24 protein-coding genes are annotated in these 26,306 nt (G+C 62.0%); 10 read left to right on the top strand and 14 right to left on the bottom strand.

Annotated elements, in window-relative coordinates; genetic code table 11:
- Window positions 1-22: 22 nt before the first annotated feature.
- From ACNQPL_RS24485 to ACNQPL_RS24475, 3 genes are all read right to left on the bottom strand, one after another.
- Window positions 23-898 carry a glucurono-1,5-lactonase gene (locus ACNQPL_RS24485; RefSeq protein ID WP_416468126.1) on the bottom strand — a complete coding sequence of 292 codons (876 nt, stop codon included), beginning with the start codon at window positions 896-898 and terminating at the stop codon, window positions 23-25.
- A gap of 25 nt (window positions 899-923) precedes the next feature.
- A complete protein-coding gene (locus ACNQPL_RS24480) occupies window positions 924-1,730 on the bottom strand; it encodes an NAD(P)-dependent oxidoreductase (protein WP_346616152.1) in 807 nt (268 codons plus the stop codon).
- Window positions 1,731-1,949: 219 nt separating this feature from the next.
- Window positions 1,950-3,188 (bottom strand): OprD family porin, encoded by a 1,239-nt coding sequence (locus ACNQPL_RS24475; protein ID WP_416468125.1) that lies wholly within the window; start codon window positions 3,186-3,188, stop codon window positions 1,950-1,952.
- Window positions 3,189-3,808: 620 nt separating this feature from the next.
- Between ACNQPL_RS24475 and ACNQPL_RS24470 the strand changes: the two genes are divergently transcribed.
- Complete coding sequence (locus tag ACNQPL_RS24470; RefSeq protein WP_416468124.1) at window positions 3,809-4,657, top strand: hypothetical protein; 849 nt, start codon at window positions 3,809-3,811, stop codon at window positions 4,655-4,657.
- A gap of 346 nt (window positions 4,658-5,003) precedes the next feature.
- Here the strand turns inward: ACNQPL_RS24470 and ACNQPL_RS24465 are convergent, their stop codons facing one another.
- The 4 genes from ACNQPL_RS24465 to ACNQPL_RS24450 form a co-directional block, all read right to left on the bottom strand.
- Entirely contained in the window at window positions 5,004-5,306 is a 303-nt protein-coding gene (locus tag ACNQPL_RS24465) for a helix-turn-helix domain-containing protein (RefSeq protein ID WP_346616149.1), read from the bottom strand.
- A 289-nt stretch (window positions 5,307-5,595) separates the two neighbouring features.
- Window positions 5,596-6,132, bottom strand: coding sequence for a Bro-N domain-containing protein (locus ACNQPL_RS24460; RefSeq protein WP_416468123.1), 537 nt, complete (start codon window positions 6,130-6,132; stop codon window positions 5,596-5,598).
- Window positions 6,133-6,753: 621 nt separating this feature from the next.
- Window positions 6,754-8,004, bottom strand: a complete 1,251-nt coding sequence (locus ACNQPL_RS24455; RefSeq protein ID WP_346616147.1) for a ribonucleotide-diphosphate reductase subunit beta — start codon at window positions 8,002-8,004, stop codon at window positions 6,754-6,756.
- Window positions 8,005-8,594: 590 nt separating this feature from the next.
- Complete coding sequence (locus tag ACNQPL_RS24450) at window positions 8,595-11,474, bottom strand: ribonucleoside-diphosphate reductase subunit alpha (protein ID WP_416468122.1); 2,880 nt, start codon at window positions 11,472-11,474, stop codon at window positions 8,595-8,597.
- 1,220 nt (window positions 11,475-12,694) lie between these two features.
- Here ACNQPL_RS24450 and ACNQPL_RS24445 point away from each other — a divergent pair.
- Both ACNQPL_RS24445 and ACNQPL_RS24440 read left to right on the top strand, forming a co-directional pair.
- Window positions 12,695-13,396 (top strand): response regulator transcription factor, encoded by a 702-nt coding sequence (locus ACNQPL_RS24445; protein ID WP_346616121.1) that lies wholly within the window; start codon window positions 12,695-12,697, stop codon window positions 13,394-13,396.
- Entirely contained in the window at window positions 13,393-15,000 is a 1,608-nt protein-coding gene (locus ACNQPL_RS24440; protein ID WP_416468121.1) for an ATP-binding protein, read from the top strand. The genes ACNQPL_RS24445 and ACNQPL_RS24440 overlap by 4 nt, the downstream gene beginning before the upstream one ends.
- Window positions 15,001-15,003: 3 nt before the next feature.
- Here ACNQPL_RS24440 and ACNQPL_RS24435 read toward each other — a convergent pair whose 3' ends face one another.
- Together ACNQPL_RS24435 and ACNQPL_RS24430 are read right to left on the bottom strand one after the other, a co-directional pair.
- On the bottom strand, window positions 15,004-15,705 hold the full coding sequence (locus tag ACNQPL_RS24435; RefSeq protein ID WP_416468120.1) for a 4'-phosphopantetheinyl transferase family protein: 702 nt from the start codon (window positions 15,703-15,705) through the stop codon (window positions 15,004-15,006).
- A gap of 167 nt (window positions 15,706-15,872) precedes the next feature.
- Window positions 15,873-16,664 (bottom strand): dienelactone hydrolase family protein, encoded by a 792-nt coding sequence (locus tag ACNQPL_RS24430; RefSeq protein WP_387532737.1) that lies wholly within the window; start codon window positions 16,662-16,664, stop codon window positions 15,873-15,875.
- A 129-nt stretch (window positions 16,665-16,793) separates the two neighbouring features.
- Between ACNQPL_RS24430 and ACNQPL_RS24425 the strand changes: the two genes are divergently transcribed.
- The 4 genes from ACNQPL_RS24425 to ACNQPL_RS24410 all read left to right on the top strand — a co-directional run bounded on the left by ACNQPL_RS24425 (window position 16,794) and on the right by ACNQPL_RS24410 (window position 21,142).
- Window positions 16,794-17,399 (top strand): outer membrane beta-barrel protein, encoded by a 606-nt coding sequence (locus tag ACNQPL_RS24425; protein WP_346616117.1) that lies wholly within the window; start codon window positions 16,794-16,796, stop codon window positions 17,397-17,399.
- Between the two features lie 104 nt (window positions 17,400-17,503).
- Window positions 17,504-18,181 (top strand): response regulator, encoded by a 678-nt coding sequence (locus tag ACNQPL_RS24420; RefSeq protein WP_346616116.1) that lies wholly within the window; start codon window positions 17,504-17,506, stop codon window positions 18,179-18,181.
- Entirely contained in the window at window positions 18,178-19,524 is a 1,347-nt protein-coding gene (locus ACNQPL_RS24415; protein ID WP_416468119.1) for an ATP-binding protein, read from the top strand. Before ACNQPL_RS24420 ends, ACNQPL_RS24415 begins: the two co-directional genes overlap by 4 nt.
- 295 nt (window positions 19,525-19,819) lie before the next feature.
- Window positions 19,820-21,142 (top strand): dicarboxylate/amino acid:cation symporter, encoded by a 1,323-nt coding sequence (locus ACNQPL_RS24410; RefSeq protein ID WP_416468118.1) that lies wholly within the window; start codon window positions 19,820-19,822, stop codon window positions 21,140-21,142.
- A gap of 143 nt (window positions 21,143-21,285) precedes the next feature.
- Here ACNQPL_RS24410 and ACNQPL_RS24405 read toward each other — a convergent pair whose 3' ends face one another.
- Together ACNQPL_RS24405 and ACNQPL_RS24400 are read right to left on the bottom strand one after the other, a co-directional pair.
- Window positions 21,286-21,780, bottom strand: a complete 495-nt coding sequence (locus ACNQPL_RS24405; RefSeq protein ID WP_416468117.1) for a SprT family zinc-dependent metalloprotease — start codon at window positions 21,778-21,780, stop codon at window positions 21,286-21,288.
- A gap of 141 nt (window positions 21,781-21,921) precedes the next feature.
- On the bottom strand, window positions 21,922-22,521 hold the full coding sequence (locus ACNQPL_RS24400; protein ID WP_027918066.1) for a Yip1 family protein: 600 nt from the start codon (window positions 22,519-22,521) through the stop codon (window positions 21,922-21,924).
- 263 nt (window positions 22,522-22,784) lie between these two features.
- Between ACNQPL_RS24400 and ttcA the strand changes: the two genes are divergently transcribed.
- Together ttcA and ACNQPL_RS24390 are read left to right on the top strand one after the other, a co-directional pair.
- On the top strand, window positions 22,785-23,609 hold the full coding sequence (gene ttcA, locus ACNQPL_RS24395) for a tRNA 2-thiocytidine(32) synthetase TtcA (RefSeq protein WP_416468116.1): 825 nt from the start codon (window positions 22,785-22,787) through the stop codon (window positions 23,607-23,609).
- Between the two features lie 4 nt (window positions 23,610-23,613).
- Window positions 23,614-24,285 carry a DNA-3-methyladenine glycosylase I gene (locus tag ACNQPL_RS24390; protein ID WP_387532716.1) on the top strand — a complete coding sequence of 224 codons (672 nt, stop codon included), beginning with the start codon at window positions 23,614-23,616 and terminating at the stop codon, window positions 24,283-24,285.
- Between the two features lie 72 nt (window positions 24,286-24,357).
- Here the strand turns inward: ACNQPL_RS24390 and ACNQPL_RS24385 are convergent, their stop codons facing one another.
- Genes ACNQPL_RS24385 through arsC form a run of 3 tightly spaced genes read right to left on the bottom strand, consistent with a single transcriptional unit; the run spans window position 24,358 to window position 25,719 of the window.
- Window positions 24,358-24,771, bottom strand: a complete 414-nt coding sequence (locus ACNQPL_RS24385; protein WP_387532713.1) for a DUF2069 domain-containing protein — start codon at window positions 24,769-24,771, stop codon at window positions 24,358-24,360.
- Window positions 24,764-25,369 carry an NAD(P)H:quinone oxidoreductase gene (gene wrbA / locus ACNQPL_RS24380; protein WP_416468115.1) on the bottom strand — a complete coding sequence of 202 codons (606 nt, stop codon included), beginning with the start codon at window positions 25,367-25,369 and terminating at the stop codon, window positions 24,764-24,766. The genes ACNQPL_RS24385 and wrbA overlap by 8 nt, the downstream gene beginning before the upstream one ends.
- The gene (gene arsC / locus ACNQPL_RS24375; RefSeq protein ID WP_346616108.1) at window positions 25,366-25,719 is read right to left on the bottom strand and encodes an arsenate reductase (glutaredoxin); all 354 of its coding nucleotides are present in this window, start codon (window positions 25,717-25,719) and stop codon (window positions 25,366-25,368) included. Before arsC ends, wrbA begins: the two co-directional genes overlap by 4 nt.
- Before the next feature lie 85 nt (window positions 25,720-25,804).
- Here arsC and ACNQPL_RS24370 point away from each other — a divergent pair, with 85 nt between their 5' ends.
- The gene (locus tag ACNQPL_RS24370; RefSeq protein WP_416468114.1) at window positions 25,805-26,269 is read left to right on the top strand and encodes a TlpA disulfide reductase family protein; all 465 of its coding nucleotides are present in this window, start codon (window positions 25,805-25,807) and stop codon (window positions 26,267-26,269) included.
- Window positions 26,270-26,306 lie beyond the last annotated feature (37 nt).

Below are 26,306 nucleotides of genomic sequence, written 5' to 3'. Positions count from 1 at the left end.
TGCAGGTGCGGCAGTGTCGCGTTCACCCTCGGTAGGCAGGCTCCTCCAGGCCTTTGACGCCAAGCTCGAAGGCGAATACCCCACCCGCCAGCGGCTGATCGGAAAGGTCGACCCCCGCAGGGCGAATCGAGGTAACGAACAAGGTGTCCAGGTTGGCGCCGCCGAAGGCGCACATGGCGGGCTTTTTCACCGGTACGTTGAGTGAGCGGTCGAGCCGGCCGTCGGGGGTGAAGCGGTGGATCTGGCCGGCGTCGTTGCCGCAGATCCAGTAGCAGCCATCCTGGTCGATGGCGGCGCCGTCAGGGCGGCCGGGGAAGGCGCGCATGTCGACGAACAGCCGCTTGTTGTACGGTGTGCCGCTGTCGATGTCGTAGTCGAACACCCAGATCTTCTGCACATTGGGGTGCGAATCGGACAGGTACATGCGAGTGCCGTCGGGGCTGAAGGCCAGGCCGTTGGGCACGATCATGCCATCCTGTTGCAGGTGCAACTGCCCCTCGCCGTCGTGGCGGTACAGCGCACCCACGTGGGCGCCTTGGGGCATGTCCATCAACATCGTCCCGGCCCACATGCGGCCCTGGCGATCGCAGCGCCCATCGTTGAAGCGCATGCCGCTCTGGGCATGGTCCACGGACGTCAGCAGGCGGCTGTCGAGGCTGCCATCGGCCTTGGCTTCGAGCTGGAAGATGCCGCTTTCCATACCGGCAACCCAGCCATTTTCGGTACGGGCGATGCAGGCGAGCATCTCGTCACCCAGCCAGGTCTGGTGGGCACCATCCTGCCAGCGATGCAGCTGGCGGGCGGGGATGTCGACCCAGTACAGGGCCTGTTCAATGGGGTGCCACACGGGGCTTTCGCCGGTGCCGTTGCGGGCGTCGACGATCAGTTCGCAGTTCATGGCGGTGCCTCCTGGCGCGCAGGTGTCAGTTGAACGGTCCGGCCACGGCGAAGGCGCCGCCCTGATAGACCATGCTCGGGTCATCGGCGGCTGGCGCCGGCTGGGCCTCTACCGCTTCGCGGAACACTTCGGAGGTGTCCTTTGGCACGTAACCCAGGTGCTCGGCGTGGCGGTTGTCCCACCACACGGTGCGGTTGTCGGAGGCGCCGTAGACGATGGTGTGGCCGACATCTGGCGTGAACAGCCCGCGTTCGATCAGTTGCACCAGGTCGTCGTAGCTCAGCCAGGTGCAGAGCATCCGTGGGTTCTGCGGCTGCGGGAAGGACGAGCCGATGCGGATACTGACGGTCTCGATGCCATAGCGGTCGAAGTAGAAGCTGGCGACGTCCTCGCCGTAGCATTTGGACAGCCCGTAGTAGCTGTCGGGGCGGCGCGGGGAGTGGGCGTCGATGCGCTCGTCCTGGCGGTAGAAGCCGATGGTGTGGTTGGAGCTGGCGAAGATGATGCGCTTGACCCCATGCTTGCGCGCCGCCTCGTAGACGTGGAATACGCCACAGATGTTGGGGCCGAGGATGTCTTCGAAGGCGTGTTCGGTGGAGACGCCGCCGAAGTGGATGATGGCGTCGACGCCTTCCACCAGGGCATGTACCGCTGCCTTGTCGGCAAGGTCGCAGGCCACGACCTCTTCATGCGGGCCCGCGGCGGGCGCCATCGGGCTGATATCGGAAAGGCGCAGTACCTCGGCGTAACCTTGCAGGCGTTCGCGAAGGACCTTGCCCAGGCCGCCTGCGGCTCCGGTGAGCAGCAGGCGATTGAGGGGGGTAGTGGTCATGGCCGGCTCTATTTGTTAGTTGTTGTAAGTTGTCGTATGACTTTGCTGATTATCGGTAGCGGCTTCCGGAGTTGTCAATGTTAATTCTGTGACCCTGATGGCCTCATCCCCAGCAAAGCGGCGCCCACGCTGTCCTGCTCAATCCATGAGCTTGCGCAATAACCTGTGGGAGCTGGCTTGCCTGCGATGGGCCGCGACGCGGCCCCAAGGCTTACGCCATTACAACAACGACAACGGGTAGTTGAAGATCAACCGGTTCTCGTCGAACTCGTTATTGCTGTAATCCCGCCGAATGCTCGAATTGCGCCACTTCACGCTCAGGTCCTTGAACGGCCCGCTCTGGATCACATACCCCAGCTCCGACTCGCGTACCCACTCCTTGCCATCGGTCACCGCCCCGGTGTGTACGTCCTGCCCGCTGATGTAGCGGTTCATCAAGGTCAGCCCCGGCACGCCCAAGGTGACAAAGTTGAAGTCATGTCGTACCTGCCACGAGCGCTCGTTGGCGTTGTCGAAGCTTGAGTTGTAGCTATCGTTGGCCAGCGTTCCGCCGCTGGTGCCGTTGACCCGCATCCAGGTATCGCCATCGACCTTCTGCAGGCCCACCCAGAAGGTGTTACCGCCATATCTGGCCGAGAACATCCCCGAATATGTCTTGTTGTCCAGCTTCCCGGCCTTCTCGGAGCCGTCCTCGCCCCCATGGAAGTAGCCCAGGTTGGCGCCAAAGGTCCAGCTGCCCACCGGCTGGCTGTGGGTCAGTTGCAGGTACTGCTGCTCATACACGTCCTTGAGCACCGCATTCCACAGCCCGACCAGCGTGCGGTCCTGGTTGAACTTGTACTCGCCGCCAACAAAGTTGAACCGGTCCGACACCCCCCCGCCGTAACTCATGTCCTCCATGCTCGCGTCGTTGCGCGGGCTGTTGCCACGGAACTGCCCGCCATACAGCGTCAGCCCGGCAACTTCGCTGGACGTCACCTGCCCACCGCGGAAGGTTTGCGGCAGCGAGCGGCCATCGTCGGAGCGCAGGATCGGCAGCACCGGCATCCACTCGCCGATCTTCAGTTCGGTCTTCGAGATCCGCGCTTTGCCCGCCACCGCCAGGCGCCCGTAATCATCCGCCGGCCGCCCATCGTCATGCCGCGGCAACAGCGCGGTGCCGTAAGTGCCGCCACCGCCATCGAGCTTCAACGACCACAACCCCAGCACATCCACACCGAACCCGATCGGCCCTTCGGTAAAGCCCGAACGCGCATCGAGAATGAAGCTTTGCGTCCACTCTTCGGCCTTGCTCTGCGGGTTGCTGGGGTTGGTGAAGTTACGGTTGATGTAGAAATTGCGCAGGCCCAGGGTGGCCTTGCTGTCCTCGACGAAGCCTGCGGCCAGGCTGGCGCCTGGCAGGCCCGCAATCACGCCGGCACCCAGCAGGGCAAAGGGGAGGGTTTGGCAGATTTTCATTATTGTTGTGCTCCACAAAAAGGGTGTGGCAGCCCGTCCACCGGGCACGCGCAAGCGGCCTGCAGCAGGGGCGGGTGAGTAACGGGCCCGTCTGGGCCAGGGAGGGTGAAGCAGGGTTACGGCACTAGGTGGCCGTGAGTGATTGCGTGGGGGAAAGCGAAAGGCGTGGGTGTAGCGCGATTGATGTCGACATGGCAGATCATCCGCTGATTGTTGTTTTTGTTATGTGTTGTCGTACAACTGTGGCGATTTTTTAGCAAGCACAGACGGTAATGTCAACGCCTTTAGAGGCGACAGCTCCTGGGGTAGCACCTTTTTGAGATGCATATTGGATCAACAGAAGCTCTAGCCTGGGCATCACCCCTTCTTCAAAGAGATACTACGACTAAAGTCGGTGTTAAGAGAGTTGATTGCCAGGTAACTCCAGAGTTTTGTGTATTAGGAGCGGATTAGGGGGTTAAGACACGTTATGTTGGATTTAGGGCTCGGCGAGATAGTAAAACGCCTCTGTAAGCGTTTGCGTACCAAGCGGACCCACGTCCCCATGAACGATTGATAACACTACATGTCTTACTGCCACTATCGACATGACGTCATTCCACACGCAAGGAGGCTCCACCATGCAATCCACCCCACCCACGTCCACCGGTAACCTGCTGGGCACCTATGGCTACGGCAAGGCGCTGATCATCAGCATGCTCATCCTGGGCAGCATCTTCCTCGGCTTGGCCGCTTTCGTCGGGTACCTGAGCGTCGCCAGCGACCTGCAATTCAACGGACCCAAGCAAATCTTCTACTTCACCGTCGCCTTGTTGGCCGTGCTCGGGCTGAGCATGTTTGCTCTGGCCCTGTGGCAGACAAAGCTGCGCAAAGCGCGTTACGAGGTCTACGAAAAAGGCATCTGCCAGATCATCGGCAGCGAACGTGACTACGTGCCTTTCAGCGAGATGAATGACTTGTACCTGTTCGCCTCTGGCCAGACAGCCTTCGCAGGCCTCACCAACAACCTGGCTTATCGGCGCAACGCAAGCGAGCCTTTCCGCCGGGTCAATCCGCACCTCAAGGGCCTGTTCGCCTTTATCGAACAAGTGCGCGACCAGTATCTGAACGAACGGCTGCCAGCGGTATACGCCACGCTTCAAAATGGTGGCGGGGTGCAGTTCAACTATCTCGACACCAAACAGGTATGGGGCAAGCGGATCAGTGGCGACTTCTTCAACGTCACCACCAAGCCCCTGACCGTCACCCGCGACGCGCTTGATATCGATGGCCGTAAGGTCTCGTTGAGCAGCCTGGCCAATGTCGATCTCAATCAGTGGACCGAGTTGGTCGTTATCAAGGACGAGAGCGGCCAAACACTGCTGTCGACCGTGGGTAACGGGATCATGAGCTTTGATCTGTTCCTCAATACACTGCACAACCTGCTAGACGCACCGCAAGCGCAGGCGGACAACGCCGTCACTGCCTGACGCTAGGTATCAGGAGCCGCTTGGCGGCTCCTGATTAAGTCAAGCCTGAATGGAAGCGCTGCGAGAGGGTTTGGCGTCTCCGCCAACCGGCCCTATACTCATCTACGGCCTCGCCCTCGACCACGCGACTGGCTTGTTCCATGTCGGGCACACTTCTGCCCCTTGTCGGCGTGGGCGAGGCCTCTTCCTTATCCAGTTGTCCCCCCGGTTGACAATCGAATACTGTGCTTGCAGGTCATTCAGGGGCTGTAGACGAACTCATCCACACCCTTTTTCCACGGTAAGGCGCCGGAGCGCGGTGACCTCAAGCGATCCGGGTTGCTGATGTAGATGTACAGTGAAGGCATTAGAAATCATCCTCTGAGATACGCTTGAGCCGCACGCGATGCTCTGTGGTGTAGGGCGCGGGGGAGGTCTCTGGGATTTCTCTGAAGACATCCTCAAGCAGTCCGAGATGCCACAGTGCGGTCATATAGCTGCGCATTTCCACGGTAGGCGTACCTGCTTCGATTTTGCTCAGCGTGGTGATGGATAGGCCGGATTGAGCTGCAAGATCCTTCTGACGGAATCGGCGTTCTAGCCGTCTGGTTTTGATCAAAAGCCCGATTTTTGTCAGTCGGTCGGTACACATCAAGGGGAAAGCCTGCATTTTAAGACCTTCTATAAGCGTTCTTATCGTAGATAAGTGTGGCTATAGCACGGCTTATATGTGCTGAAAAACCGGAGTGACTGGATACCTAACCGAATGTATGGGCCGACGAATCATGGATGCTACGTCTTCCACTGGGTTCTGCAGCGCATTCGAGGTAGGCAGCGAGCCCCTAGGATCTCAGCATTTAACGCCTCTATAAGCATCCTTAAGTGGCTTAAGCATGCTTATAGAGGCTTTTATGAAGAGCGTTTATCGGCATCCGCTACGTGGCGCTCACAGCAACTCTTTAGACGCCATGCATGCGCAACGCCCGCTGCGCGCACTCGCGCCAGCTCATCTTGCGCTTCGCCATCGGCAGCTGTCCGGTCGCTTCCCCCGCCATCATTACCGGCATATCCCGCATCCGAACCCAGGGCTCACTTTGCCAATACAACAGCGTCGCCGTACGCCCGCCTGGCCAACACATCTGTCCAAGTCGCGGCACATCCTCGAACGCTGCCGCCTGCCCATCGCGCAGCACGCCCACCACCTCATGCGTCAGCCACCAGCGCAGATGACGGTTCTCCGGAATGTGATGATGCGCCAATAAGGTGTAGGCCCCGGATTCGCTGACCATCATGGTCTCTTGACACTGCCCATAGCGCAGCAGCTGCACGTTGCGGTACTGGTCCGGGTCGAGTTTGCGAACGCAATGTTCATCGAAGAAGCGAGCGCTCAGTCGGCCGAGTTCGTGCGCGCAGAACCAGGCTTGGGATTCGAGCCAGAGGGTGTGGAGGGGGCGGTTATGGCGGGTGAAGAGGGTGGGGGTGTGAAGGTCAGTCATGGCTGTCCTCCCCAATATCTAAATACTCGAGCAGGTGTGGTGCATGTGCGGAAGGTACGGTATTGCTAGGCTTGATAGGCATTGCCTTCACCTCTACGTGATTTCAGCTTTCTTAGGGCTGGGTGTCGGGAGCTAAGAAATCCCACGTAGCGGACCGGACGTATTCCCCTTGCGGGTCTTGTATTAGTCCGCTCCCGACATAACACGTTTTCTGCGCGCAGGATTAGACCACAGGCACAAAAAAGCCGCATCTGTCGGGGCGGATTGACCGCTACGTGAGGCGTTTCTTAGGCGCCGCTGAGAAAGGTAAGTCGATCAGGCGTACCCGTCAAACTTAATAGCTGTAGTCCGTTTCTGAAAGTTTGTTTGTCAGACTGTTTGCTTTGGCTCTGGTTGCCGGGGATAGAGGAGGGTAGGTCTAAGATTCCGTTTCCGAGTTTGAGCTGGTGGAGCGCTCAATCAAAGCCCCAGATCTGTAGTGAGGTAGGCTACCTTGTTTTGCAGTTCGCTATTTCTTTCATTGAGTAGCTTTAAAAATAGATCGATCATACTGTTCACATTATTTGGCCTCGATTTAATTCCTCAATAAAAAAGGGCTGCCTCTTGGCAGCCCTTTGGATATTAATCCCAGCTCAACGCCCCACCCGTCTGATACTCGATCACCCGCGTCTCAAAGAAGTTCTTCTCTTTCTTCAAGTCCATGATCTCGCTCATCCACGGGAACGGGTTGGTGGTCCCTGGGTACTCTTCCTTCAGGCCAATCTGGGTCAGGCGACGGTTGGCGATGAACTTGAGGTAGTCCTCCATCATCGCGGCGTTCATGCCCAGTACGCCGCGTGGCATGGTGTCACGGGCGTATTCGATCTCCAGCTGGGTCCCTTGCAGGATCATCTGGGTCGCTTCTTCCTTCATCGCCGCGTCCCACAGGTGCGGGTTCTCGATCTTGATCTGGTTGATCACGTCGATGCCGAAGTTCAGGTGCATCGACTCGTCACGCAGGATGTACTGGAACTGCTCGGCCACGCCGGTCATCTTGTTGCGGCGGCCCATGGAGAGGATCTGGGTGAAGCCGCAGTAGAAGAAGATGCCTTCCAGCACGCAGTAGTAGGCGATCAGGTTGCGCAGCAGCTCTTTGTCGGTCTCGACGGTGCCGGTGTTGAATTCCGGGTCGGAGATGGCGCGGGTGTACTTCAGGCCCCAGGCGGCTTTCTTCGCGACCGACGGGATCTCGTGGTACATGTTGAAGATCTCGCCTTCATCCATGCCCAGCGACTCGATGCAGTACTGGTAGGCGTGGGTGTGGATCGCCTCTTCGAAGGCCTGGCGCAGGATGTACTGGCGGCACTCCGGGTTGGTGATCAGTCGGTACACGGCCAGGGCCAGGTTGTTGGCAACCAGCGAGTCGGCGGTGGAGAAGAAGCCGAGGTTGCGCATCACGATGCGGCGCTCGTCTTCGGTCAGGCCGTCCTGGCTCTTCCACAGGGCGATGTCGGCGGTCATGTTGACCTCTTGCGGCATCCAGTGGTTGGCGCAGCCATCGAGGTACTTCTGCCAGGCCCAGTCGTACTTGAAGGGCACCAGCTGATTGAGGTCGGCGCGGCAGTTGATCATGCGCTTTTCGTCAACGGCAACACGGGCTGCGGAGCCTTCCAGCTCGGCCAGGCCTTCGGCGACGTCGAGGGCGTCGAGGGCGGCCTTGGCGCGTTTCACGGCGTCCGAGTCAGCTGCGGTGGCCGCACGGGCTTCCAGGGCGGCGGCACCGCCGGCGCTGTCGAGCTTGTCGAGGGTGGCGGCAGCGGCGGCTTGCGCAGGGGTGTTGCTTTTGGCGGCGACTTCGCCGTCTTCGTTATCGAATTCGTCCCAGCTCAGCATGGTTTGGCTCCTGCTTGAGGGTTGCTCGTGGCAACCGGTTGGATTTTGAGGTGATGCCTGTACTGCGCAAGACCCATCAGGCGTTACGGCAGGCAGTGAGAGCGGGCTCTCGTCACATTTGAAGTTGTTCGAGTCAGCGCTTGTCCTACCCTCGAGCGAGGGGCCAAGGCGCCTGAAAGCTGTACGGCCACGATAAAACGTGCGGTCTGGGCAAGCGGCGCTTGCGTCTCGCAGTCGATCATTAGCTCAACCCTTTTTGGGGGCGCGAAGTATACCGGAATTCAGGGTGGATCGGGGCGGCGCAAAGGCCATGCGAAGGTAATTTTTCGACCGGCATTGCGTGCTTCCGTTCACCTGAAACCTGTTGTTTCAAACACGGATGTGAGTCTAGCCGTAAATGAGATCTGATCCTATATCTTGTGTGATTTTTTTTTATCGGCACAGCATATGGTGTTTTGATCTCGGTCAGCACCTATCGGTAGTGGTGCGTGTAACGGCCGCGTGCGGCCTTTTCTTGAGGCAAAAAAATACCGCCTCAACCCCCCCGAAGGCGGTTGAGGCGGCATGTTCACCTCAGCGGTGCGAAAGCCTTACTGGCAGGCTTCGCAATCCGGCTCGTCGATCGCGCAAGCCTTCGGCACTGGCGCTGGGCCGGCGGCCTGGGCCGGGGCGCTGTCGCCGCCGCTGGAAACGGCGTTGAGCTTGCCGGTGTTGATGGTCGACTTCTCGGTGCTGGTCGCGGCCAGGGCACGGAGGTAGTAGGTGGTTTTCAGGCCACGGTACCAGGCCATGCGGTAGGTCACGTCCAGCTTCTTGCCCGAGGCGCCGGCGATGTACAGGTTCAGCGACTGAGCCTGGTCGATCCACTTCTGGCGACGCGAGGCGGCATCGACGATCCACTTGGTTTCGACTTCGAACGCGGTGGCGTACAGGTCTTTCAGCTCTTGCGGGATACGCTCGATCTGCTGCACCGAACCGTCGTAGTACTTCAGGTCGTTGATCATGACCGAGTCCCACAGGCCGCGGGCCTTGAGGTCGCGAACCAGGTACGGGTTGATCACGGTGAACTCGCCCGACAGGTTCGATTTCACGTACAGGTTCTGGTAGGTCGGCTCGATGGACTGCGACACACCAGTGATGTTGGCGATGGTCGCGGTCGGCGCGATGGCCATGATGTTCGAGTTACGAATACCTTTCTGCACGCGGGCACGGACCGGCGCCCAGTCCAGGGACTCGTTCAGGTCGACGTCGATGTACTTCTGGCCACGCGCCTCGATCAGGATCTGTTGCGAATCCAGCGGCAGGATGCCTTTGGACCACAGCGAACCCTGGAAGGTCTCGTAGGCGCCGCGCTCGTCGGCCAGGTCGCAGGAGGCCTGGATGGCGAAGTAGCTGACCGCTTCCATCGACTTGTCGGCGAATTCGACGGCAGCGTCGGAACCGTAGGCGATGTGCTGCAGGTACAGTGCGTCCTGGAAGCCCATGATGCCCAGGCCGACCGGGCGGTGCTTGAGGTTCGAGTTACGCGCTTGCGGTACCGAGTAGTAGTTGATGTCGATCACGTTGTCGAGCATGCGCACGGCGGTGTTCACGGTGCGTTGCAGCTTGGCGGTGTCCAGCTTGCCGTCGACGATGTGGTTCGGCAGGTTGATCGAGCCCAAGTTGCAGACCGCGATCTCGTCCTTGTTGGTGTTCAGGGTGATCTCGGTGCACAGGTTCGAGCTGTGTACCACGCCCACGTGCTGCTGCGGCGAACGCAGGTTGCACGGGTCCTTGAAGGTCAGCCATGGGTGGCCGGTCTCGAACAGCATCGAGAGCATCTTGCGCCACAGGTCTTTGGCCTGGATGGTCTTGAACACCTTGATCTTGTTGTATTCGGTCAGGGCTTCGTAGTACTCGTAGCGCTCTTCGAAGGCCTTGCCGGTCAGGTCGTGCAGGTCTGGCACTTCCGACGGCGAGAACAGGGTCCACTTGCCGTCATCGAAGACGCGCTTCATGAACAGGTCAGGGATCCAGTTGGCGGTGTTCATGTCGTGGGTACGACGACGGTCATCACCGGTGTTCTTGCGCAGCTCGATGAATTCTTCGATGTCCAGGTGCCAGGTTTCCAGGTAGGCACACACAGCGCCTTTGCGCTTGCCACCCTGGTTGACGGCAACGGCGGTGTCGTTGACCACTTTCAGGAACGGCACGACGCCCTGGGATTTACCGTTGGTGCCCTTGATGTAGGAGCCCAGTGCACGCACAGGGGTCCAGTCGTTGCCCAGGCCACCGGCGAATTTCGACAGCATGGCGTTGTCGTGGATCGCGTGGTAGATGCCCGACAGGTCGTCCGGCACGGTGGTCAGGTAGCAGCTCGACAGCTGCGGGCGCAGGGTGCCGGCGTTGAACAGGGTCGGGGTCGAGGCCATGTAGTCGAAGGACGACAACAGGTTGTAGAACTCGATCGCACGGGCTTCTTTTTCTTTCTCTTCCAGCGCCAGGCCCATGGCCACACGCATGAAGAACACCTGTGGCAGCTCGAAGCGCACGCCATCCTTGTGGATGAAGTAGCGGTCGTAGAGGGTTTGCAGGCCCAGGTAGGTGAACTGCTGGTCGCGCTCGTGGTTGATCGCCTTGCCCAGTTTTTCCAGGTCGAAGTCGGCCAGGGCCGGGTTCAGCAGTTCGAATTCGATACCTTTGGCGACGTAGGCCGGCAGGGCCTTGGCGTACAGGTCGGCCATCTCGTGGTGGGTGGCGCTGTCGGCAACGCTGAGGAAGCCCAGGCCTTCGGCACGCAGGGTGTCCATCAGCAGGCGGGCAGTCACGAACGAGTAGTTCGGCTCGCGCTCTACCAGGGTACGGGCGGTCATCACCAGGGCGGTGTTGACGTCCTTGATGGCCACGCCGTCGTAGAGGTTTTTCAGGGTTTCGCGCTGGATCAGGTCGCCATCGACTTCGGCCAGGCCTTCGCAGGCTTCGCTGATGATGGTGTTCAGGCGCGCCATGTCGAGCGGCGCCAGGCTGCCGTCGGCCAGGGTGATGCGGATGCTTGGGTGCGGCTCGACCACGGCGTCGGTGTTGGCGCGGGTGGCGCGCTCTTTGGCGCGTTGGTCGCGGTAGATCACGTAGTCACGGGCGACCTTTTGCTCGCCAGCGCGCATCAGGGCCAGTTCGACCTGGTCCTGGATTTCTTCGATGTGGATGGTGCCACCCGATGGCATGCGACGCTTGAACGTGGCGGTGACCTGCTCGGTCAGGCGCGCGACGGTGTCGTGGATGCGCGACGAGGCAGCGGCGGTGCCGCCTTCAACTGCGAGGAACGCCTTGGTGATGGCCACGGTGATCTTGTCGTCGGTGTAGGCGACGACAGTGCCGTTGCGCTTGATCACGCGCAGTTGACCCGGAGCGGTGGCAGCCAGATCCTGGTTGGAATCGGCGGCCTGCGGCGCTTGGGCCTGCGGGTTCTCGCGAGTTGTGTCGGTTTGCATGGGTGGGTGTCTCCACAGTTTCTATATTGTTCAGGCGCCTTTTGGGCGCCCACCGTTCCGTCCACTTGCTCGATGGCCCAGGCGGGGATGCGGCATGCGCACGCATCCGCCCGCTCGGGCGTACCGACTTCGGGACAGACTCAGGAATAAGGGGCAATAGCTTGCCGCTCCCTGGCCGAAGTCAAAGGTTCTGGGCCAAAGCCCGAAAACCGGTGCTGATGAGTACCAGGCGTTGCCTGCAACACTCATACCCGAACAATGCCCAGAGGGCTTGCCTCGGTCGCCTCCGCAGGAGCGGTTTGGCTGCTGAAATCACCTGAAGTTCAGCCAGAAAAATTGCTTGAATTCGACTGCTGACTTGTGTTTGTGATTTTTGCACGAAACCCAACATCTAGTGGTTCGCTGCGCTGGAGATACAAGATAATGCGGTATCGGGGGGTTTGCAAGGCGAGCGCCTGTGGATAACGTGTGTGTACTTTGTGAATGAATAGTGGGTATTCGCTGTAGGCCTTGTGCCAAGTGGTTTGCAGTATTTTTTTCGGGCTCGCTGCAGCACGGCAGAATTTTCAGGGCGCGAACCCTAGCACAAAAAACGGTTCAGTCGGAGGTGTTTTGGGGCAGGTTGGCAGTGGCTGGGGGGGGACGTAGTATCTGGGAGAGTGAAGGGTGCTTGTCGATAGAGTGTCGGCGTTCTCAAGATCGAGCGCCGCCCGCGCGGCGCTTCGCGAAGCGCTTGCCTTGGGATCTTTAGCGTCCTTGAGATCGAGCGCCGCCCGCGCGGCGCTTCGCGGGGCAAGCCCGCTCCCACATTTGTTGCAACGTGCCATTCCAGTCAGGCCATGGTTGTTCGCCTTGGCGCATGACTGAAGACAGGTGAGGCGGCCGCAGTGCCAGCCGAAAAGCCTCGTCGAGCCACCAAGGCTAACAACTATGGCCTATCAGGCCATGGCACGTTGCAACAAATGTGGGAGCGGGCTTGCCCCGCGAAGCGCCGCGCGGGCGGCGCTCGATCTCAAGGGCGCAGAAGATTTCAAGGCAAGCGCCCCGCGAAGCGCCGCGCGGGCGGCGCTCGATCTCAAGGGCGCTGAAGATTCCGAGGCAAGCGCTTGGCGAAGCGCCGCACGGGCGGCGCTCGATCTTGAGAACGCCGACACCCTATCGACAAGCACCTCGAAGCGACTCGAACTGCATCAAGACACAACAATAAAAGGCAAAACGCCATGGACCATCAACCCACCCCCCGCATCCTCATCGTCGAAGACGACCAGCGCCTCGCCGAACTCACAGCCGAATACCTGCAGGCCAACGGCTTCGAGGTGGCGGTGGAAGGCGATGGCGCCCGCGCTGCGCGGCGCATCGTCGACAGCCAGCCGGACCTTGTGGTCCTCGACCTGATGCTGCCCGGCGAGGATGGCCTGAGCATCTGCCGCCGCGTGCGGGGCCAATACCCCGGGCCGATCCTCATGCTCACCGCCCGCAGCGACGAACTCGACCAGGTGCAGGGCCTGGACCTGGGTGCCGACGATTACGTGTGCAAACCGGTGCGCCCACGCCTGTTGCTGGCGCGCATCCAGGCCCTGCTGCGGCGCAGCGAACCGGCAGATCACAAACGCCAGGACCTGGCGTTCGGTGCGCTACGCATCGACAACCGCCTGCGCGAAGCCAGGCTCGGTGAACAGCTGATCGAGCTGACCGGCGCCGAGTTCGACCTGCTCTGGCTGCTGGCCAGCAATGCCGGGCGGGTGCTGTCGCGCGAGCAGATATTCACCGCCTTGCGTGGGGTTGGCTATGACGGCCAGGACCGCTCTATCGATGTGCGTATCTCCAAGATCCGCCCCAAGATCGGTGACGACCCGATCCACCCACGGCTGATCAAGACCCTGCGCAGCAAAGGCTACCTGTTCGTGGGCGATGCACCATGAACAACTCGATCTTCCTGCGCATCTACGGCGGCATGCTCGCGGTGCTGGTACTGGTGGCCCTGCTCGGCGTGCTCAGCCTGCACCTGGTCAACGAGGTGCGCGCCGCCCAGCACCGCGAGCGCCTGGCGCAGGGCACGTTCAGCCTGATGGCCGACAACCTCGCCCAGCAGAACGAAACCGAACGCAAACGCTCGTTGCTGATGTGGGAGCGCTTGCTCGGCGTACCGCTGGACTTGCAGCCCATGTCGGCGCGAACCCTCGACGGCGGCCAGCGCGCGCGTCTGTACCGGGGGCTTGTGGTGGTGGAAAAGACCGGGCCGCACGCCGCGCAGGTGCTGCGCAAGGTCGGCCAGGAGGATGTGCTGCTGGTCGCCGAGGTCAAGCAGGTCAGCGAACAGCTGGCGCGTGCCACCCTCTATTTGCTTACCGATGAACTGGTGCGCTACCCGGTAACCGAGCAGCAGCAACGCCTTGAACAGTTGAAACAGAGCAAGGGTTTTGGTTTCGGCGTCGCCTTGCAGCGCCTGGAGCGGGTTGGCCTGGACGATGACCAGCGGCGCCGGGTAGAAGAGGGCGACACGGTCATGGCACTGGGCAAGGATGGCGATTCGATCCGCGTGTTCGCCGGCGTGCCGGGTTCACCCTGGGTACTGGAGATCGGCCCGCTGTACCAGCTCAACCCGTATCCACCGCAATTGCTGGTGCTGATCGCTTTCCTTGGCCTGTGCCTGATCGGCCTGGTGGTGTACCTGCTGGTGCGCCAGTTGGAACGCCGCGTGTCGGGGCTGGAAATCGCCGCCACGCGCATCGCCCAGGGCAGCCTGGAAACCCGTGTGCCAGCGGGTGATGCCGATTCGGTGGGGCGGCTGGCAGCAGCGTTCAACGGCATGGCCGAACACCTGCAGCGCTCGCTGAACATGCAGCGCGAACTGGTGCGGGCGGTGTCCCATGAGCTGCGCACGCCGGTGGCGCGTTTGCGGTTTGGCCTGGAGATGATCGAAAGTGCGCCCACCGAGCAGGCTCGTGCGAAGCACCTGGCTGGCATGGACGGCGATATCCAGGACCTGGACAAGCTGGTGGACGAGATGCTGACCTATGCCCGCCTGGAGCAGGGCGCGCCTGCGCTGAAGTTCCAGCGCATCGACCTGGACGCCTTGCTGGGCCGGGTGATCGAGGAGCTGGCGCCGCTGAACGCAGACGTCAGGCTGGTGCGCGGTGAGTGCCACCTGCAGGACGGTGAAAGCGCCTGGGTCGAGGCGGAGCCGCGCTACCTGCACCGTGCCTTGCAGAACCTGGTCGGCAATGCACTGCGCCATGCCGGTTCCGAGGTGCGCCTGAGCTACCAGTTGGGCCAGCAGCGCTGCCGCATCGATGTCGAAGATGACGGGCCGGGCATCCCGGAGGGTTACTGGGACCGCATCTTCACCCCCTTCACCCGGTTGGACGACAGCCGAACGCGGGCTTCGGGCGGGCATGGCCTGGGGTTGTCGATCGTGCGGCGGATCATCTACTGGCACGCTGGCCGGGCCACGGTGGGCCGCAGCGATGCCCTGGGCGGTGCCTGCTTCAGCCTGAACTGGCCACGCGAGCAGGCGCCACTGTAAGCGCTATACGCTGACCAGGCTGAGCAGGTGGCCGTCCTGCACGCAGAACTGGCCTTCCAGCTCGACGCCGTGGTGCCATTCGGCCGACAGGTCGGTAAGTAGCCTCAGGCGTGCCAGGCCATCGGCGGACCACTGCAGCACTTCGGCGTGCTCGAAGTAGAAGCGCTGGCGGGTCAGGGGGTAGAGGGCCTTGAACAGGCTTTCCTTGAGCGAGAACGTCAGGGTCACCGTCAAGCCCAGTTGGCTGCGGTCCAGGCGTGTCAACTCGGCGGGGGTGAGGATTTCGCCCATCAGGCGCTCGGCCCGTTCGTCGTCGAGCAGCGTTTCCTGGTCCAGGCCCAGGCCGCGCGCGCTGCCATCGGCGGCGACCACGGCGGCAGCCCAGCCTTTGCCGTGGGTGATCGAGCCGTGGATGCCGGCGGGCCAGATCGGCGAGCGGTCCTCATGGGTGCCCGGCACGTAGTCACGGCCATCCAGGCGCTGCAAGGCGGCGCGTGCGCAGACGCGCCCGGCCAGGTACTCGGCCTGGCGCTTGGCCACCGAGCGTTGCAGGCTGGCGCTGGGGACGATGCCGGCACGCTGGAAGTCGTCGGCGGCCAGGTGGCTGGGGTCAAAGGCGCAGCTGACCAGCACCGCACCGGGCAGCGGGCGGGGCAGGGGCCAGTGGTGCTGGAGTGGGGCACAGCAGGAAGGCAGTCTGTTCATGCCCGGTATTGTGCCAGCCGTTGTGGCTGTGTGGGAGATGGGGCTGCTGCGCAGCCCATCGCCGGCGAGCCGGCGCCTACAGATACGGCGCAGCAATCAGAAGGCTTTGACAATAAATGTAGGAGCCGGCTTGCCGGCGATGGGCCGCAAAGCGGCCCTGGTGATCTTTACTTGAACACCTGCTTGAAGAACGCCTGCATATCCGCCCACGAACTTTGGTCTGCGGCCTTGTTGTAGCCAATGTCCGGCCCGCCATGCTCGCCATGGCTCAAGCGGTCGGCATCCGGGTTGGTGAAGCCATGCTTGGCCTCGGGAATGCTGACAAACTCGTACTTCACCTTGGCCGCATCCATCTCCGCCTTGAACGCCGCCACCTGCTCCTCAGTGACCATGCTGTCGGCTGCGCCGTGCTCGACCAGGATGTCGGCCCGGACCACGCCAGGCTTGGCCGGCGTCTGGGTGGCCAGGGCGCCATGGAAGCTCACCACACCGTCCAGTTTTTCGCCGCGCCGTGCCGCGTCGAGCACCACCTTGCCGCCGAAGCAGTAACCCACCGCGCCCAGTTTGTGCTTGTTGACGTTTGGCTGCTTCTTCAGCAGCTCAAGGCCAGCATCGAAGCGCGCGGCCGCTGCGGCCGGGTCCTTCATCGCTTCGGCCATGAAGGCCTGGGCATCCTGAGGATGCTCGGTGTGCTTGCCATCGCCGTACATGTCGATGGCCAGGGCCTTGTAGCCCAGCGCCGCAAGGTCACGCGCACGGCGCTTGGCATAGTCATTCAGCCCCCACCATTCATGCACCACGACGATGCCCGGGCGTTTGTCGTCCAGCGCATCGTCATAGGCGTAGTAGCCGACAAAGCGCTTGCCTTCCTCGTCCTGGTAGGGGATCTCACGGGTCACTACTGCCGCCTGGGCAAGAGCGGCGCTGCACATCAGGGTCAAAGCCAGCAGGGCACGCATGTTCACTACTCCTTGTTTTGCAAACGGTTCGTTCAGCCGAGGTTCAGCCAGGGTTCAGCCGCGGTTCAGGGCGTCCTGCTTACTCTAGCTTCCAGACCGAAACAGCGCATTCAACTGGAGTAACACACCATGAAAACCTTCAACACCCTGCTTGCCGCCATGGCCGTCTGCGCCGCTGGCATGACTACCGCCCAGGCCGCCGACGACAACTTCGCCAGCCTCACGTACGGCCAGACCAGCGACAAGGTCCGCAAGTCCGGCCTGCTGCAGCGCAATACCGATAACCTGAATGCCGACGGCATCATCGGCAAAGACGATACCTGGGGCGTGCGCCTGGGCAAAATCAATGAACAGGGTCGCTACTACATGACCTACGACAACGTTTCGGGTGACCACAGCGGCCTCAAGCTGCGCCAGGAAAACCTGCTGGGCAGCTACGATGTGTTCCTGCCCGTGGGCGATACCACCAAGCTGTTCGGTGGCGGCAGCCTGGGCATGACCAAGCTGACCCAGGATTCCCCCGGCGCCAGCCGTGATACCGATTATGGCTACGCTGTCGGCCTGCAGGCCGGTGTGATCCAGGAGATTACCGACAAAGCCTCGGTCGAGCTGGGCTACCGTTATCTGCGCACCAATGCGGCAACCGAAGTGGGTGAGAGCGGTGGGCCGAAAGACGGTACCCTGCGCCTGACCAGCAGCGCGCAGACCTACCTGTCGGCGAACTACAAGTTCTGAGGGGCGCGGTATTCTGTGTGGGCCTTATCGCGGGCAAGCGCGTTTCTATAGCTGCGGGCTTGCCCGCGATAAGGCCCACACTGACCCTTGAAAAGGAGAACCCGATGAAACTGCTGGTGGTCGAGGACGAAGCCCTGTTAAGGCACCACCTCTACACACGCCTGGGCGAAAGCGGCCATGTGGTCGAAGCCGTGGGCGATGCCGAAGAAGCGTTGTATCAAGCCGAGCAATTCCACTTCGACCTGGCCGTGATCGACCTGGGCCTACCCGGCATGAGCGGCCTGGAGCTGATCGGCCGCCTGCGCAGCCACGGCAAGACCTTCCCCATTCTCATCCTCACCGCCCGCGGCAACTGGCAGGACAAGGTCGAAGGCCTGGCCGCCGGTGCCGACGATTACCTGGTCAAGCCCTTCCAGTTCGAAGAACTCGAAGCGCGCCTCAATGCCCTGCTGCGCCGTTCCAGCGGTTTTACCCAGTCGACCATCGCCGCAGGCCCCCTGGCCCTGGACCTCAACCGCAAACAGGCAACCCTCGACCAGCAGCCGCTGGCGCTCACCGCGTACGAGTACCGCATCCTCGAATACCTTATGCGTCATCACCAGCAGGTGGTGGCCAAGGAACGCCTGATGGAGCAGTTGTACCCCGGCGACGAGGAGCGTGACCCCAATGTCATCGAGGTGTTGGTCGGCCGCCTGCGGCGCAAGCTCGAGGGCGAGCAAGGCTTCAAGCCGATCGACACGGTGCGCGGCCTGGGCTACCTGTTCACCGAGCGCTGCCGATGATCCGTTCGCTGCGGGTGCGCCTGATGCTCGCGGCTGCGGTGCTGGCGGTGCTGTTCATGCTGGCGCTGCTGCCCGCCTTGCAGAAGGCCTTCAGCCTGGCCCTGCAGGAGGCGATAGAACAACGCCTGGCTTCGGACGTGACCACGCTGATTTCCGCCGCACGCATCGAGCATGGCCAGCTGAAGATGCCTGAGCTGCTGCCGGACGAGCGTTACAACCTGCCGTACACCGGCCTGCTCGGCTATATATTCGACCGCGACGGCAAGCTGGTCTGGCGCTCACGCGCCACCGCCGACCAGCACATCAATTACCAGCCGCGCTATGACGGGCGCGGCAACGAATTCGCGCGCATGCATCAGGATGACGGCGAAGAATTCTTCGTTTACGACGTCGAGATCAAGCTGCTCGGTGGCCAGAGCGCCGCTTATAGCATCGTCGCCTTGCTGCCGGTGCTCGAGTACAAGCAGACCCTCAGTGGCTTGCGCGAAAAACTCTACCTCGGCTTTGGCGCTGCCTTGCTGGCGTTGCTCATATTGCTTTGGGCCGGCTTGACCTGGGGGCTGCGCTCGTTGCGGCGGTTGAGCCGCGAGCTGGACGAAGTGGAAGCCGGCGCGCGCGACGGGCTCAGCACCGAACACCCGCGTGAACTGCTGCGCCTGACCGGTTCGCTCAACCGCTTGCTGCGCAGCGAGCGGGAACAGCGCCAGCGCTACCGCGATTCACTGGGCGACCTGGCGCATAGCCTCAAAACCCCGCTGACGGTGCTGCAGGGCGTGGGCGAGAGCATGCAGCAGCGCGATAGCGAGCGCGAGCAGGCGTGGGTGCTGCAGAGCCAGATCGAGCGCATGAGCCAGCAAATCGACTACCAGCTGCAACGCGCCAGCCTGCGCAAGAGCGGCCTGGTGCGCCACAGTGTGCAGCTGCGCCCGGTGCTGGAGAGCCTGTGCAGCACCCTGGCCAAGGTCTACCGCGACAAGCGCGTCGAAGTGCAGCTGGAGGTGCCCGCCCAGGCGCAAGTGCCGATGGAGCAGGGCGCCCTGCTGGAATTGCTCGGCAACCTGCTGGAAAACGCCTACCGGCTAAGCCTTGGCCACATTCGAGTCAGCCTGACAGAATCCCTCGGGCAACTGACGGTATGCGTCGAAGACGACGGCCCTGGCGTGCCGCCTGACCAGCGCCAGCGGATTCTGGAGCGCGGCGAGCGGCTGGACCGTCAGCACCCGGGCCAGGGTATCGGCCTGGCGGTGGTCAAAGACATCATCGACAGCTACGACGCCGAGCTGAGCCTGGATGATTCGCCATTGGGCGGGGCGGCTTTCCGCATCACTTTCCATCTCGACTGATGCATAGGTTTGGGCGGATTCCCGCCATGCCCCCTGTACAAATCCCGCCACCGGGCGGAAATCCGCCATCTTTCATCAGCTGATTCGCCCTGTCGTTGGGCATTTACCCCTTGCAAATGTGGCCTTTGCACCCTTCGTGGGCATTTTGGCATTGCCCTTGCTATCTGAGTTGGCAGAGGCCTGCCCAGGCAGCTCGAACACAACGACAAATCCCTCCGGGTGCAGGAGGGTTAGCGATTCAGGTGCCCCGACACCCTGGGAAGGGTGAAGCCGGCACACTTGAGGAAAATTAGCCATGACGACACGTCAGCCGCTGTACAAATCCCTGTATGTCCAGGTGATCGTTGCCATCACCATCGGCATTCTGCTCGGCCACTTCTATCCAGAAACCGGTGTTGCCCTCAAACCCTTGGGTGACGGCTTCGTCAAACTGATCAAGATGGTCATCGCGCCCATCATCTTCTGCACCGTGGTCAGCGGCATCGCCGGCATGCAGAGCATGAAGTCGGTCGGCAAGACCGGCGGCTACGCGCTCCTGTACTTCGAAATCGTCTCCACCATCGCCCTGATCATCGGCCTTGTGGTCGTCAACGTGGTCAAGCCGGGCGCTGGCATGCACATCGACGTCACCACGCTGAACGCCAGCAGTGTGGCCGCCTACGCCGCCGCCGGCGCGCAGCAGACCACCGTCGGCTTCCTGCTGAACATCATCCCCAACACCGTGGTAGGTGCGTTCGCCAACGGCGACATCCTGCAAGTGCTGATGTTCTCGGTGATCTTCGGCTTCGCCTTGCACCGCCTGGGCAGCTACGGCAAGCCACTGCTGGATCTGATCGACCGCTTCGCCCATGTCATGTTCAACATCATCAACATGATCATGAAGCTGGCCCCGATCGGTGCCTTCGGCGCCATGGCCTTCACCATCGGCCAGTACGGTGTTGGCTCGCTGGTGCAGCTGGGCTACCTGATGGCCTGCTTCTACGTCACCTGCCTGCTGTTCGTGCTGGTGGTACTGGGCGGCATCTGCCGGGCCCACGGCTTCAGCGTCCTCAAGCTGATCCGCTACATCCGTGAAGAGCTGCTGATCGTGCTGGGTACCTCGTCCTCGGAGTCGGCCCTGCCACGCATGCTGGCCAAGATGGAGCGCCTGGGTGCCAAGAAGTCGGTGGTGGGCCTGGTGATCCCGACCGGTTACTCGTTCAACCTGGACGGCACCTCGATCTACCTGACCATGGCTGCGGTGTTCATCGCCCAGGCCACCGACACCACCATGGACATCACCCACCAGATCACCCTGCTGCTGGTGCTGCTGGTCGCGTCCAAAGGTGCTGCCGGTGTTACCGGTTCGGGCTTCATCGTGCTGGCCGCGACCCTGTCGGCGGTCGGCCACCTGCCGGTTGCCGGCCTGGCGCTGATCCTCGGTATCGACCGCTTCATGTCCGAAGCCCGCGCCTTGACCAACCTGATCGGCAACGCCGTGGCTACCGTGGTGGTGGCCAAGTGGGTGAAGGAGATGGACGACGACAAGCTGGCATCGGAGCTGGCTTCGGGTGGCGCGCCACTCGAACTGACCACCCCAACCGATGACCTGGGTGTTGCTGAAGTCCCGGTTCGTTGAGTGTGATGCAGTCATGAGAAAGGCGACCCTCGGGTCGCCTTTTTTGTGTCAGTACCAGCCTGTTCGCGGGGCAAGCCCGCTCCCACACAATTCGCTGCAGCGCCCGACCTGTGGGAGCGGGCTTGCCCCGCGAAGAGGCCGGATCATTCAACCCGAGTCTCACCGCTGTACACCAGAATCTCCCGACACCGCCGACATAAGTACCGCCGCCCCTGGTGCACCAGCTTGTGCCGCTGTGCAGTGAACGGAAAGTCACTCTGCGGGCAAGGGCAGCGATAGATATAGCGGGTCGCTACACGCCGGCGCACTTCATAGTTGTGGCAACGATTGGGCGGCAGTTCATACACCCCGCGCATGATCAGCTGCCATTCCTCGCCATGCGCCTGGATGCGGTCGCCAAACAGTTGGTGGGCCACCAGGTGTGCCACTTCATGCGCCACCGTCTGGCGCAGGAAGTCGTCCTGGTTTTCGCGGTACAGCTGCAGGTTGAAGCGCAGCAGGTTCTCGTGCAGGTGGGCGACGCCCGCCTTCTGGCCGCGCAGCTTGAAGCTGACTTCCGGGCGCGGGAAGGGGCGTTTGAAAAAGGTTTCAGCTTGCTGGTAACAGGTTTCGACGCGTTGTTTGAGCAGCTCGGGCATGGCGGGGTAATTCTCCTGACCGGGCATTATGCCGCAAGCATTCGCGGCCTGCCGAGACCGCCGGTCTGCACACAGCCAGAAGCCGCCTTGCGGCGGCCTCTGGTTTGATGCCCCAGTGTTGGATTTCTATGTGTTCACACGTTAGTTGGTGTAGACGGGCCCCACGCCCAGTCCCCAGATGATCACGGTGGCAGCCATGATCGCTACCAGCACGACCAGGCCCACTGCCAGCACCGAGCTGGAGAACAGGAAACCTTCATCGGACGGTATGTTCATGAACGTCGGCAGGCCGACATACAGCAGGTACACGGTGTAGCAAATGGCCGCGGTGCCCACCAGCATGCCCAGCCACAGGTGCGGGTAGAGCGCTGCCAGGCCGCCGAGGAACAGCGGGGTTGCGGTGTACGTGGCAAAGGCGATGCATTGCGCCATGGACGGGTTGGCGTCGTAGGTGCGGGCCATCCAGTGAATGAACGCGCCCATCACCGCCACCCCGGCGAGCATCGCCAGGTAGGACATGATGCTCATCCATATGGCGCTTTCCATGGTGAGCATGACCGCCGGGCGGCCACCAATCACCCAGCCCACCTGGGTGGTGCCGATGAATGCCGAAATGGCGGGGATCGCCGCCAGGATCAGCGTGTGTGTCAGGTACATGTGGCTGATGCTTTCTTCTTCTCCACGAATTTCCCGCCATTCCTGGTCGGGATGGGTAAACAGCCCCACAACGTGATGAATCATGCCGGTCACTCCTCTCAGTGTTGCCAATCGCCCCCCACATGGAGCGCAAGCGGCCCGAGGCCAGGACACCGAAGCAAAGCGGTAATGTGGCCTTATGTCGCAGTATAGGAAGCGGTTACCGGCACAAACCGCGCTTTTTAGAGCAAATCGCGCTGTCACGCCGGCTGCTGATTCCCTTGAAGTCTTTATCGGAATCCCTACAGCCGCGCGTGGTTTGTGCGTAAAATAGCCGGCTTTTGTCACACCTCGCGGATCCAAGCGCTATGGGCACCCTCTCGGTCAACCAGAACAAACTGCAAAAACGCCTGCGTCGTCTCGCCGGCGAAGCCATCACCGACTTCAACATGATCGAGGATGGCGACAAGGTCATGGTCTGCCTGTCTGGCGGCAAGGACAGCTACACCATGCTCGACGTTCTGTTGCACCTGCAGAAGGTGGCACCGATCAAGTTCGAGATCGTCGCGGTGAACATGGACCAGAAGCAGCCCGGCTTCCCCGAGCATGTGCTGCCGGCCTACCTCAACGAGCTGGGCGTCGAGTACCACATCGTCGAGAAGGACACCTACTCGGTGGTCAAGGAGCTGGTACCCGAGGGCAAGACCACCTGCTCGCTGTGCTCGCGCCTGCGCCGCGGCACCCTGTACACCTTTGCCGACGAAATCGGTGCGACCAAGATGGCCCTGGGGCACCACCGCGACGACATCGTCGAGACGTTCTTCCTGAACATGTTCTTCAACGGCTCGCTCAAAGGCATGCCGCCCAAGCTGCGCGCCGATGACGGCCGTAACGTGGTGATCCGCCCGCTGGCTTACTGCAGCGAGAAGGACATCCAGGCCTACTCGGACATGAAAGAATTCCCGATCATCCCGTGCAACCTGTGCGGCTCGCAGGAAAACCTGCAGCGCCAGGTGGTCAAGGACATGCTGGTGGAGTGGGAGCGCAAGCACCCGGGCCGTACCGAGAGCATCTTCCGTGCCTTGCAGAACGTTGCGCCGTCGCAGCTGGCCGACCGCAACCTGTTCGACTTCACCAGCCTGAAAATCGACGAAAGCGCCACGCCGCGCTTCCTCGACGTGCTGAACATCTGAGCCCATGCGCGATTACCAGTGGTTGCATGAGTACTGCCTGAACCGCTTCGGCTCGGCCCAGGCCCTCGAAGCCTTTTTGCCGCAGCCGCGCACGCCCGCGCAGTTGCGCGACATCAGCGACGACCGCTACCTGTCGACCTTGGCCCTGCGCGTGTTCCGCGCCGGGCTCAAGCACAGCCTGGTGGACGCCAAGTGGCCGGCGTTCGAGCAGGTGTTCTTTGGGTTCGACCCGGAGAAGGTCGTACTGATGGGCGCCGAGCACCTCGAGCGGATGATGCAGGACGTGCGCATCATCCGTCACCTGGGCAAGCTCAAGAGCGTACCGCGCAATGCGCAGATGATCCTCGATATCACCAAGGAGAAGGGCAGTTTTGGCGCGTTCATCGCCGATTGGCCGGTGACCGATATCGTCGGCTTGTGGAAATACCTGGCCAAGCACGGCAACCAGCTGGGCGGGTTATCTGCACCGCGCTTCCTGCGCATGGTCGGCAAGGATACGTTCATCCCCACCGACGACATGGCCGCCGCGCTGATTGCCCAGAAGGTGATCGACAAGCAGCCGACCAGCCAGCGCGACCTGGCATTGGTGCAGCAGGCGTTCAACCAGTGGCATGCCGAGAGCGGGCGGCCGCTGTGCCAGCTCTCTGTGATGCTGGCGCATACCGTCAACCATTGAAGTTGCCGGGCCAATGCGGCCTCTGTGGGAGCCGGCTTGCCGGCGATTGGGCTGCACAGCAGCCCCCCGACATCAACGCCCTTCGCCCGCCATGCGCCGCTCATGCTGGAACTTCCAGCGCACATACAGCAGCGCACTGACGAACAACCCCAGGCTCACCAGCACCTCAACCCAGCCAAACACCGCGCGCGCCGGGTCGAACGCCGCCAGCACGCCCTTTATGAAGTAGATGTTCACCACAAAGCAGGTCCAGGCATGCGCCCGGGCGCTGCCCAGCAGCATGCCCGGCAGCAACAGCAGCAGGGGTATCAACTCGATCGCCAGGATCACCTCGACCCTCGCCCCGTGCAGGTTGGCGAACCACAGGTTGTTCACCACCAGCAGCGCGATCAGGCCAAAGAACAACGCCAGGCTCAACGCCCGAGTCAGGCGCAGGCGCGGTGCCAGCCATTCGACTGCGGGCAATACCTTGGGCTTCTTAGCCACGCGCGCCCTCCAGGGCCTTGGCGGTGCTCGCCAGGCGTTGGCCAAGGGCGCGGCACAGGGCGATTTCATGCGGGTCCAGCTCACGCTTGCCGTCGGCACCGGCATGGTGGCTGGCGCCGTAAGGCGTGCCGCCGCCGCGGGTTTCGAGCAGTGCCGATTCACTGTACGGCAGGCCCATCACCAGCATGCCGTGGTGCATCAGCGGCAGCATCATCGACAGCAGGGTGGTCTCCTGGCCGCCGTGCAGGCTGGCGGTGGAGGTGAATACCCCAGCCGGCTTGCCGACCAGTTCACCGCCCAGCCACAGGCTGCTGGTGCCATCGAGGAAGTACTTGAGCGGCGCGGCCATGTTGCCGAAACGGGTTGGGCTGCCCAACACCAGGCCGGCGCAGTGGCGCAAGTCGTCGAGGGTGGCATACAGCGCGCCGCTGGCCGGGATGTCCGGGGCTACGGCTTCGCACTCGGTGGAAATCGCCGGCACCGTGCGCAGGCGTGCTTCCATGCCGGCCAGTTCGATGCCGCGGGCGATGTGCCGGGCCATTTCGCTGGTCGAGCCGTGACGGCTGTAATACAGCACCAGGATATAGGGCGCACTCACGGCAGGATCTCCAGCACCTTCTCCGGTGGCCGGCCGATCACTGCCTTGTCACCGGCAACCAGTATTGGCCGCTCGATCAGTTTGGGGTGGTGGGCCATGGCGTCGATCAGTTGTGCGTCGGTCAGTGCCGGGTTGGCCAGCTCGAGTGCCTTGTATTCGTCTTCGCCAGTGCGCAGAAGCTGGCGTGGGGCGATACCCAGCTTGCCGAGCAGCGCTTTGAGGGTGGGCGCATCTGGCGGGGTTTCGAGGTAGCGCACGATGGTCGGCGCCAGGCCGCGTGCTTCGAGCAGTTCCAGCGCGCCGCGGGATTTCGAGCAGCGCGGGTTATGATAGAGCGTCAGGTCAGTCATGTCGGGTCGCATCCAGCTGGGTGTGGCGGCTATTCTAACCGTAGCGACTGACCCATTTGCTTGAAAACTTGATAAGGATTGACCCATGGCAAGGCGTTTGGCAGCAGTACTGGCCATCACCGCGAGCCTGTTGCTCGGTGGTTGCGGTGCCGACTACGGCGTGGACCAACACGGCAAGACGGTAAAGGCCGAGCAGCTCGACGGGCACTGGTTGGTGCTCAACTACTGGGCGGAATGGTGCGGCCCGTGCCGTACCGAGGTACCGGAACTGAACACGGCGGCCAAGCAGTGGGCGGCCGACGGTATCAAGGTGGTGGGGGTGAACTTCGATGGTTTGCAGGGGCAGGAGCTGAAACAGGCTGCAGACACCCTGGGCATCGGCTTTACCGTGCTGGCCCAGGACCCGGCCGAGCGTTACGACCTGCCGCGCAGCGAGGCGTTGCCGGTGACCTACATCATCGATGACAAGGGCAAGGTGCGTGAGCAGCTGATGGGTGAGCAGACCTTGGAAGGCTTGCAGGCCAAGATCAAGGCCCTCAAAGGCGCCTGATTCGAAAAGCTTCGCGGGGCAAGCCCGCTCCCACAGG

The sequence above is a fragment of the Pseudomonas sp. LFS044 genome (assembly GCF_047978245.1).
Classification (GTDB): domain Bacteria; phylum Pseudomonadota; class Gammaproteobacteria; order Pseudomonadales; family Pseudomonadaceae; genus Aquipseudomonas.
The sequence above is the reverse complement of the archived record's forward strand: the minus strand, read 5'-3'. Positions and strand labels throughout refer to the sequence as shown.

Excerpts from the sequence above, each read along its gene's own strand:
- ACNQPL_RS24415 (WP_416468119.1), top strand. The coding sequence starts at position 18,178 with ATGATCCGTTCGCTGCGGGTGCGCCTGATGCTCGCGGCTGCGGTGCTG.
- ACNQPL_RS24430 (WP_387532737.1), bottom strand. The coding sequence starts at position 16,664 with ATGCGTGCCCTGCTGGCTTTGACCCTGATGTGCAGCGCCGCTCTTGCC.
- ACNQPL_RS24465 (WP_346616149.1), bottom strand. The coding sequence starts at position 5,306 with ATGCAGGCTTTCCCCTTGATGTGTACCGACCGACTGACAAAAATCGGG.
- ACNQPL_RS24410 (WP_416468118.1), top strand. The coding sequence starts at position 19,820 with ATGACGACACGTCAGCCGCTGTACAAATCCCTGTATGTCCAGGTGATC.
- ACNQPL_RS24445 (WP_346616121.1), top strand. The coding sequence starts at position 12,695 with ATGGACCATCAACCCACCCCCCGCATCCTCATCGTCGAAGACGACCAG.
- ACNQPL_RS24480 (WP_346616152.1), bottom strand. The coding sequence starts at position 1,730 with ATGACCACTACCCCCCTCAATCGCCTGCTGCTCACCGGAGCCGCAGGC.
- ACNQPL_RS24440 (WP_416468121.1), top strand. The coding sequence starts at position 13,393 with ATGAACAACTCGATCTTCCTGCGCATCTACGGCGGCATGCTCGCGGTG.
- ACNQPL_RS24485 (WP_416468126.1), bottom strand. The coding sequence starts at position 898 with ATGAACTGCGAACTGATCGTCGACGCCCGCAACGGCACCGGCGAAAGC.
- ACNQPL_RS24405 (WP_416468117.1), bottom strand. The coding sequence starts at position 21,780 with ATGCCCGAGCTGCTCAAACAACGCGTCGAAACCTGTTACCAGCAAGCT.
- ACNQPL_RS24450 (WP_416468122.1), bottom strand. The coding sequence starts at position 11,474 with ATGCAAACCGACACAACTCGCGAGAACCCGCAGGCCCAAGCGCCGCAG.
- ACNQPL_RS24455 (WP_346616147.1), bottom strand. The coding sequence starts at position 8,004 with ATGCTGAGCTGGGACGAATTCGATAACGAAGACGGCGAAGTCGCCGCC.
- ttcA (WP_416468116.1), top strand. The coding sequence starts at position 22,785 with ATGGGCACCCTCTCGGTCAACCAGAACAAACTGCAAAAACGCCTGCGT.
- ACNQPL_RS24470 (WP_416468124.1), top strand. The coding sequence starts at position 3,809 with ATGCAATCCACCCCACCCACGTCCACCGGTAACCTGCTGGGCACCTAT.
- ACNQPL_RS24460 (WP_416468123.1), bottom strand. The coding sequence starts at position 6,132 with ATGACTGACCTTCACACCCCCACCCTCTTCACCCGCCATAACCGCCCC.
- arsC (WP_346616108.1), bottom strand. The coding sequence starts at position 25,719 with ATGACTGACCTGACGCTCTATCATAACCCGCGCTGCTCGAAATCCCGC.
- ACNQPL_RS24435 (WP_416468120.1), bottom strand. The coding sequence starts at position 15,705 with ATGAACAGACTGCCTTCCTGCTGTGCCCCACTCCAGCACCACTGGCCC.
- ACNQPL_RS24400 (WP_027918066.1), bottom strand. The coding sequence starts at position 22,521 with ATGATTCATCACGTTGTGGGGCTGTTTACCCATCCCGACCAGGAATGG.
- ACNQPL_RS24370 (WP_416468114.1), top strand. The coding sequence starts at position 25,805 with ATGGCAAGGCGTTTGGCAGCAGTACTGGCCATCACCGCGAGCCTGTTG.
- ACNQPL_RS24420 (WP_346616116.1), top strand. The coding sequence starts at position 17,504 with ATGAAACTGCTGGTGGTCGAGGACGAAGCCCTGTTAAGGCACCACCTC.
- ACNQPL_RS24390 (WP_387532716.1), top strand. The coding sequence starts at position 23,614 with ATGCGCGATTACCAGTGGTTGCATGAGTACTGCCTGAACCGCTTCGGC.
- ACNQPL_RS24425 (WP_346616117.1), top strand. The coding sequence starts at position 16,794 with ATGAAAACCTTCAACACCCTGCTTGCCGCCATGGCCGTCTGCGCCGCT.
- ACNQPL_RS24475 (WP_416468125.1), bottom strand. The coding sequence starts at position 3,188 with ATGAAAATCTGCCAAACCCTCCCCTTTGCCCTGCTGGGTGCCGGCGTG.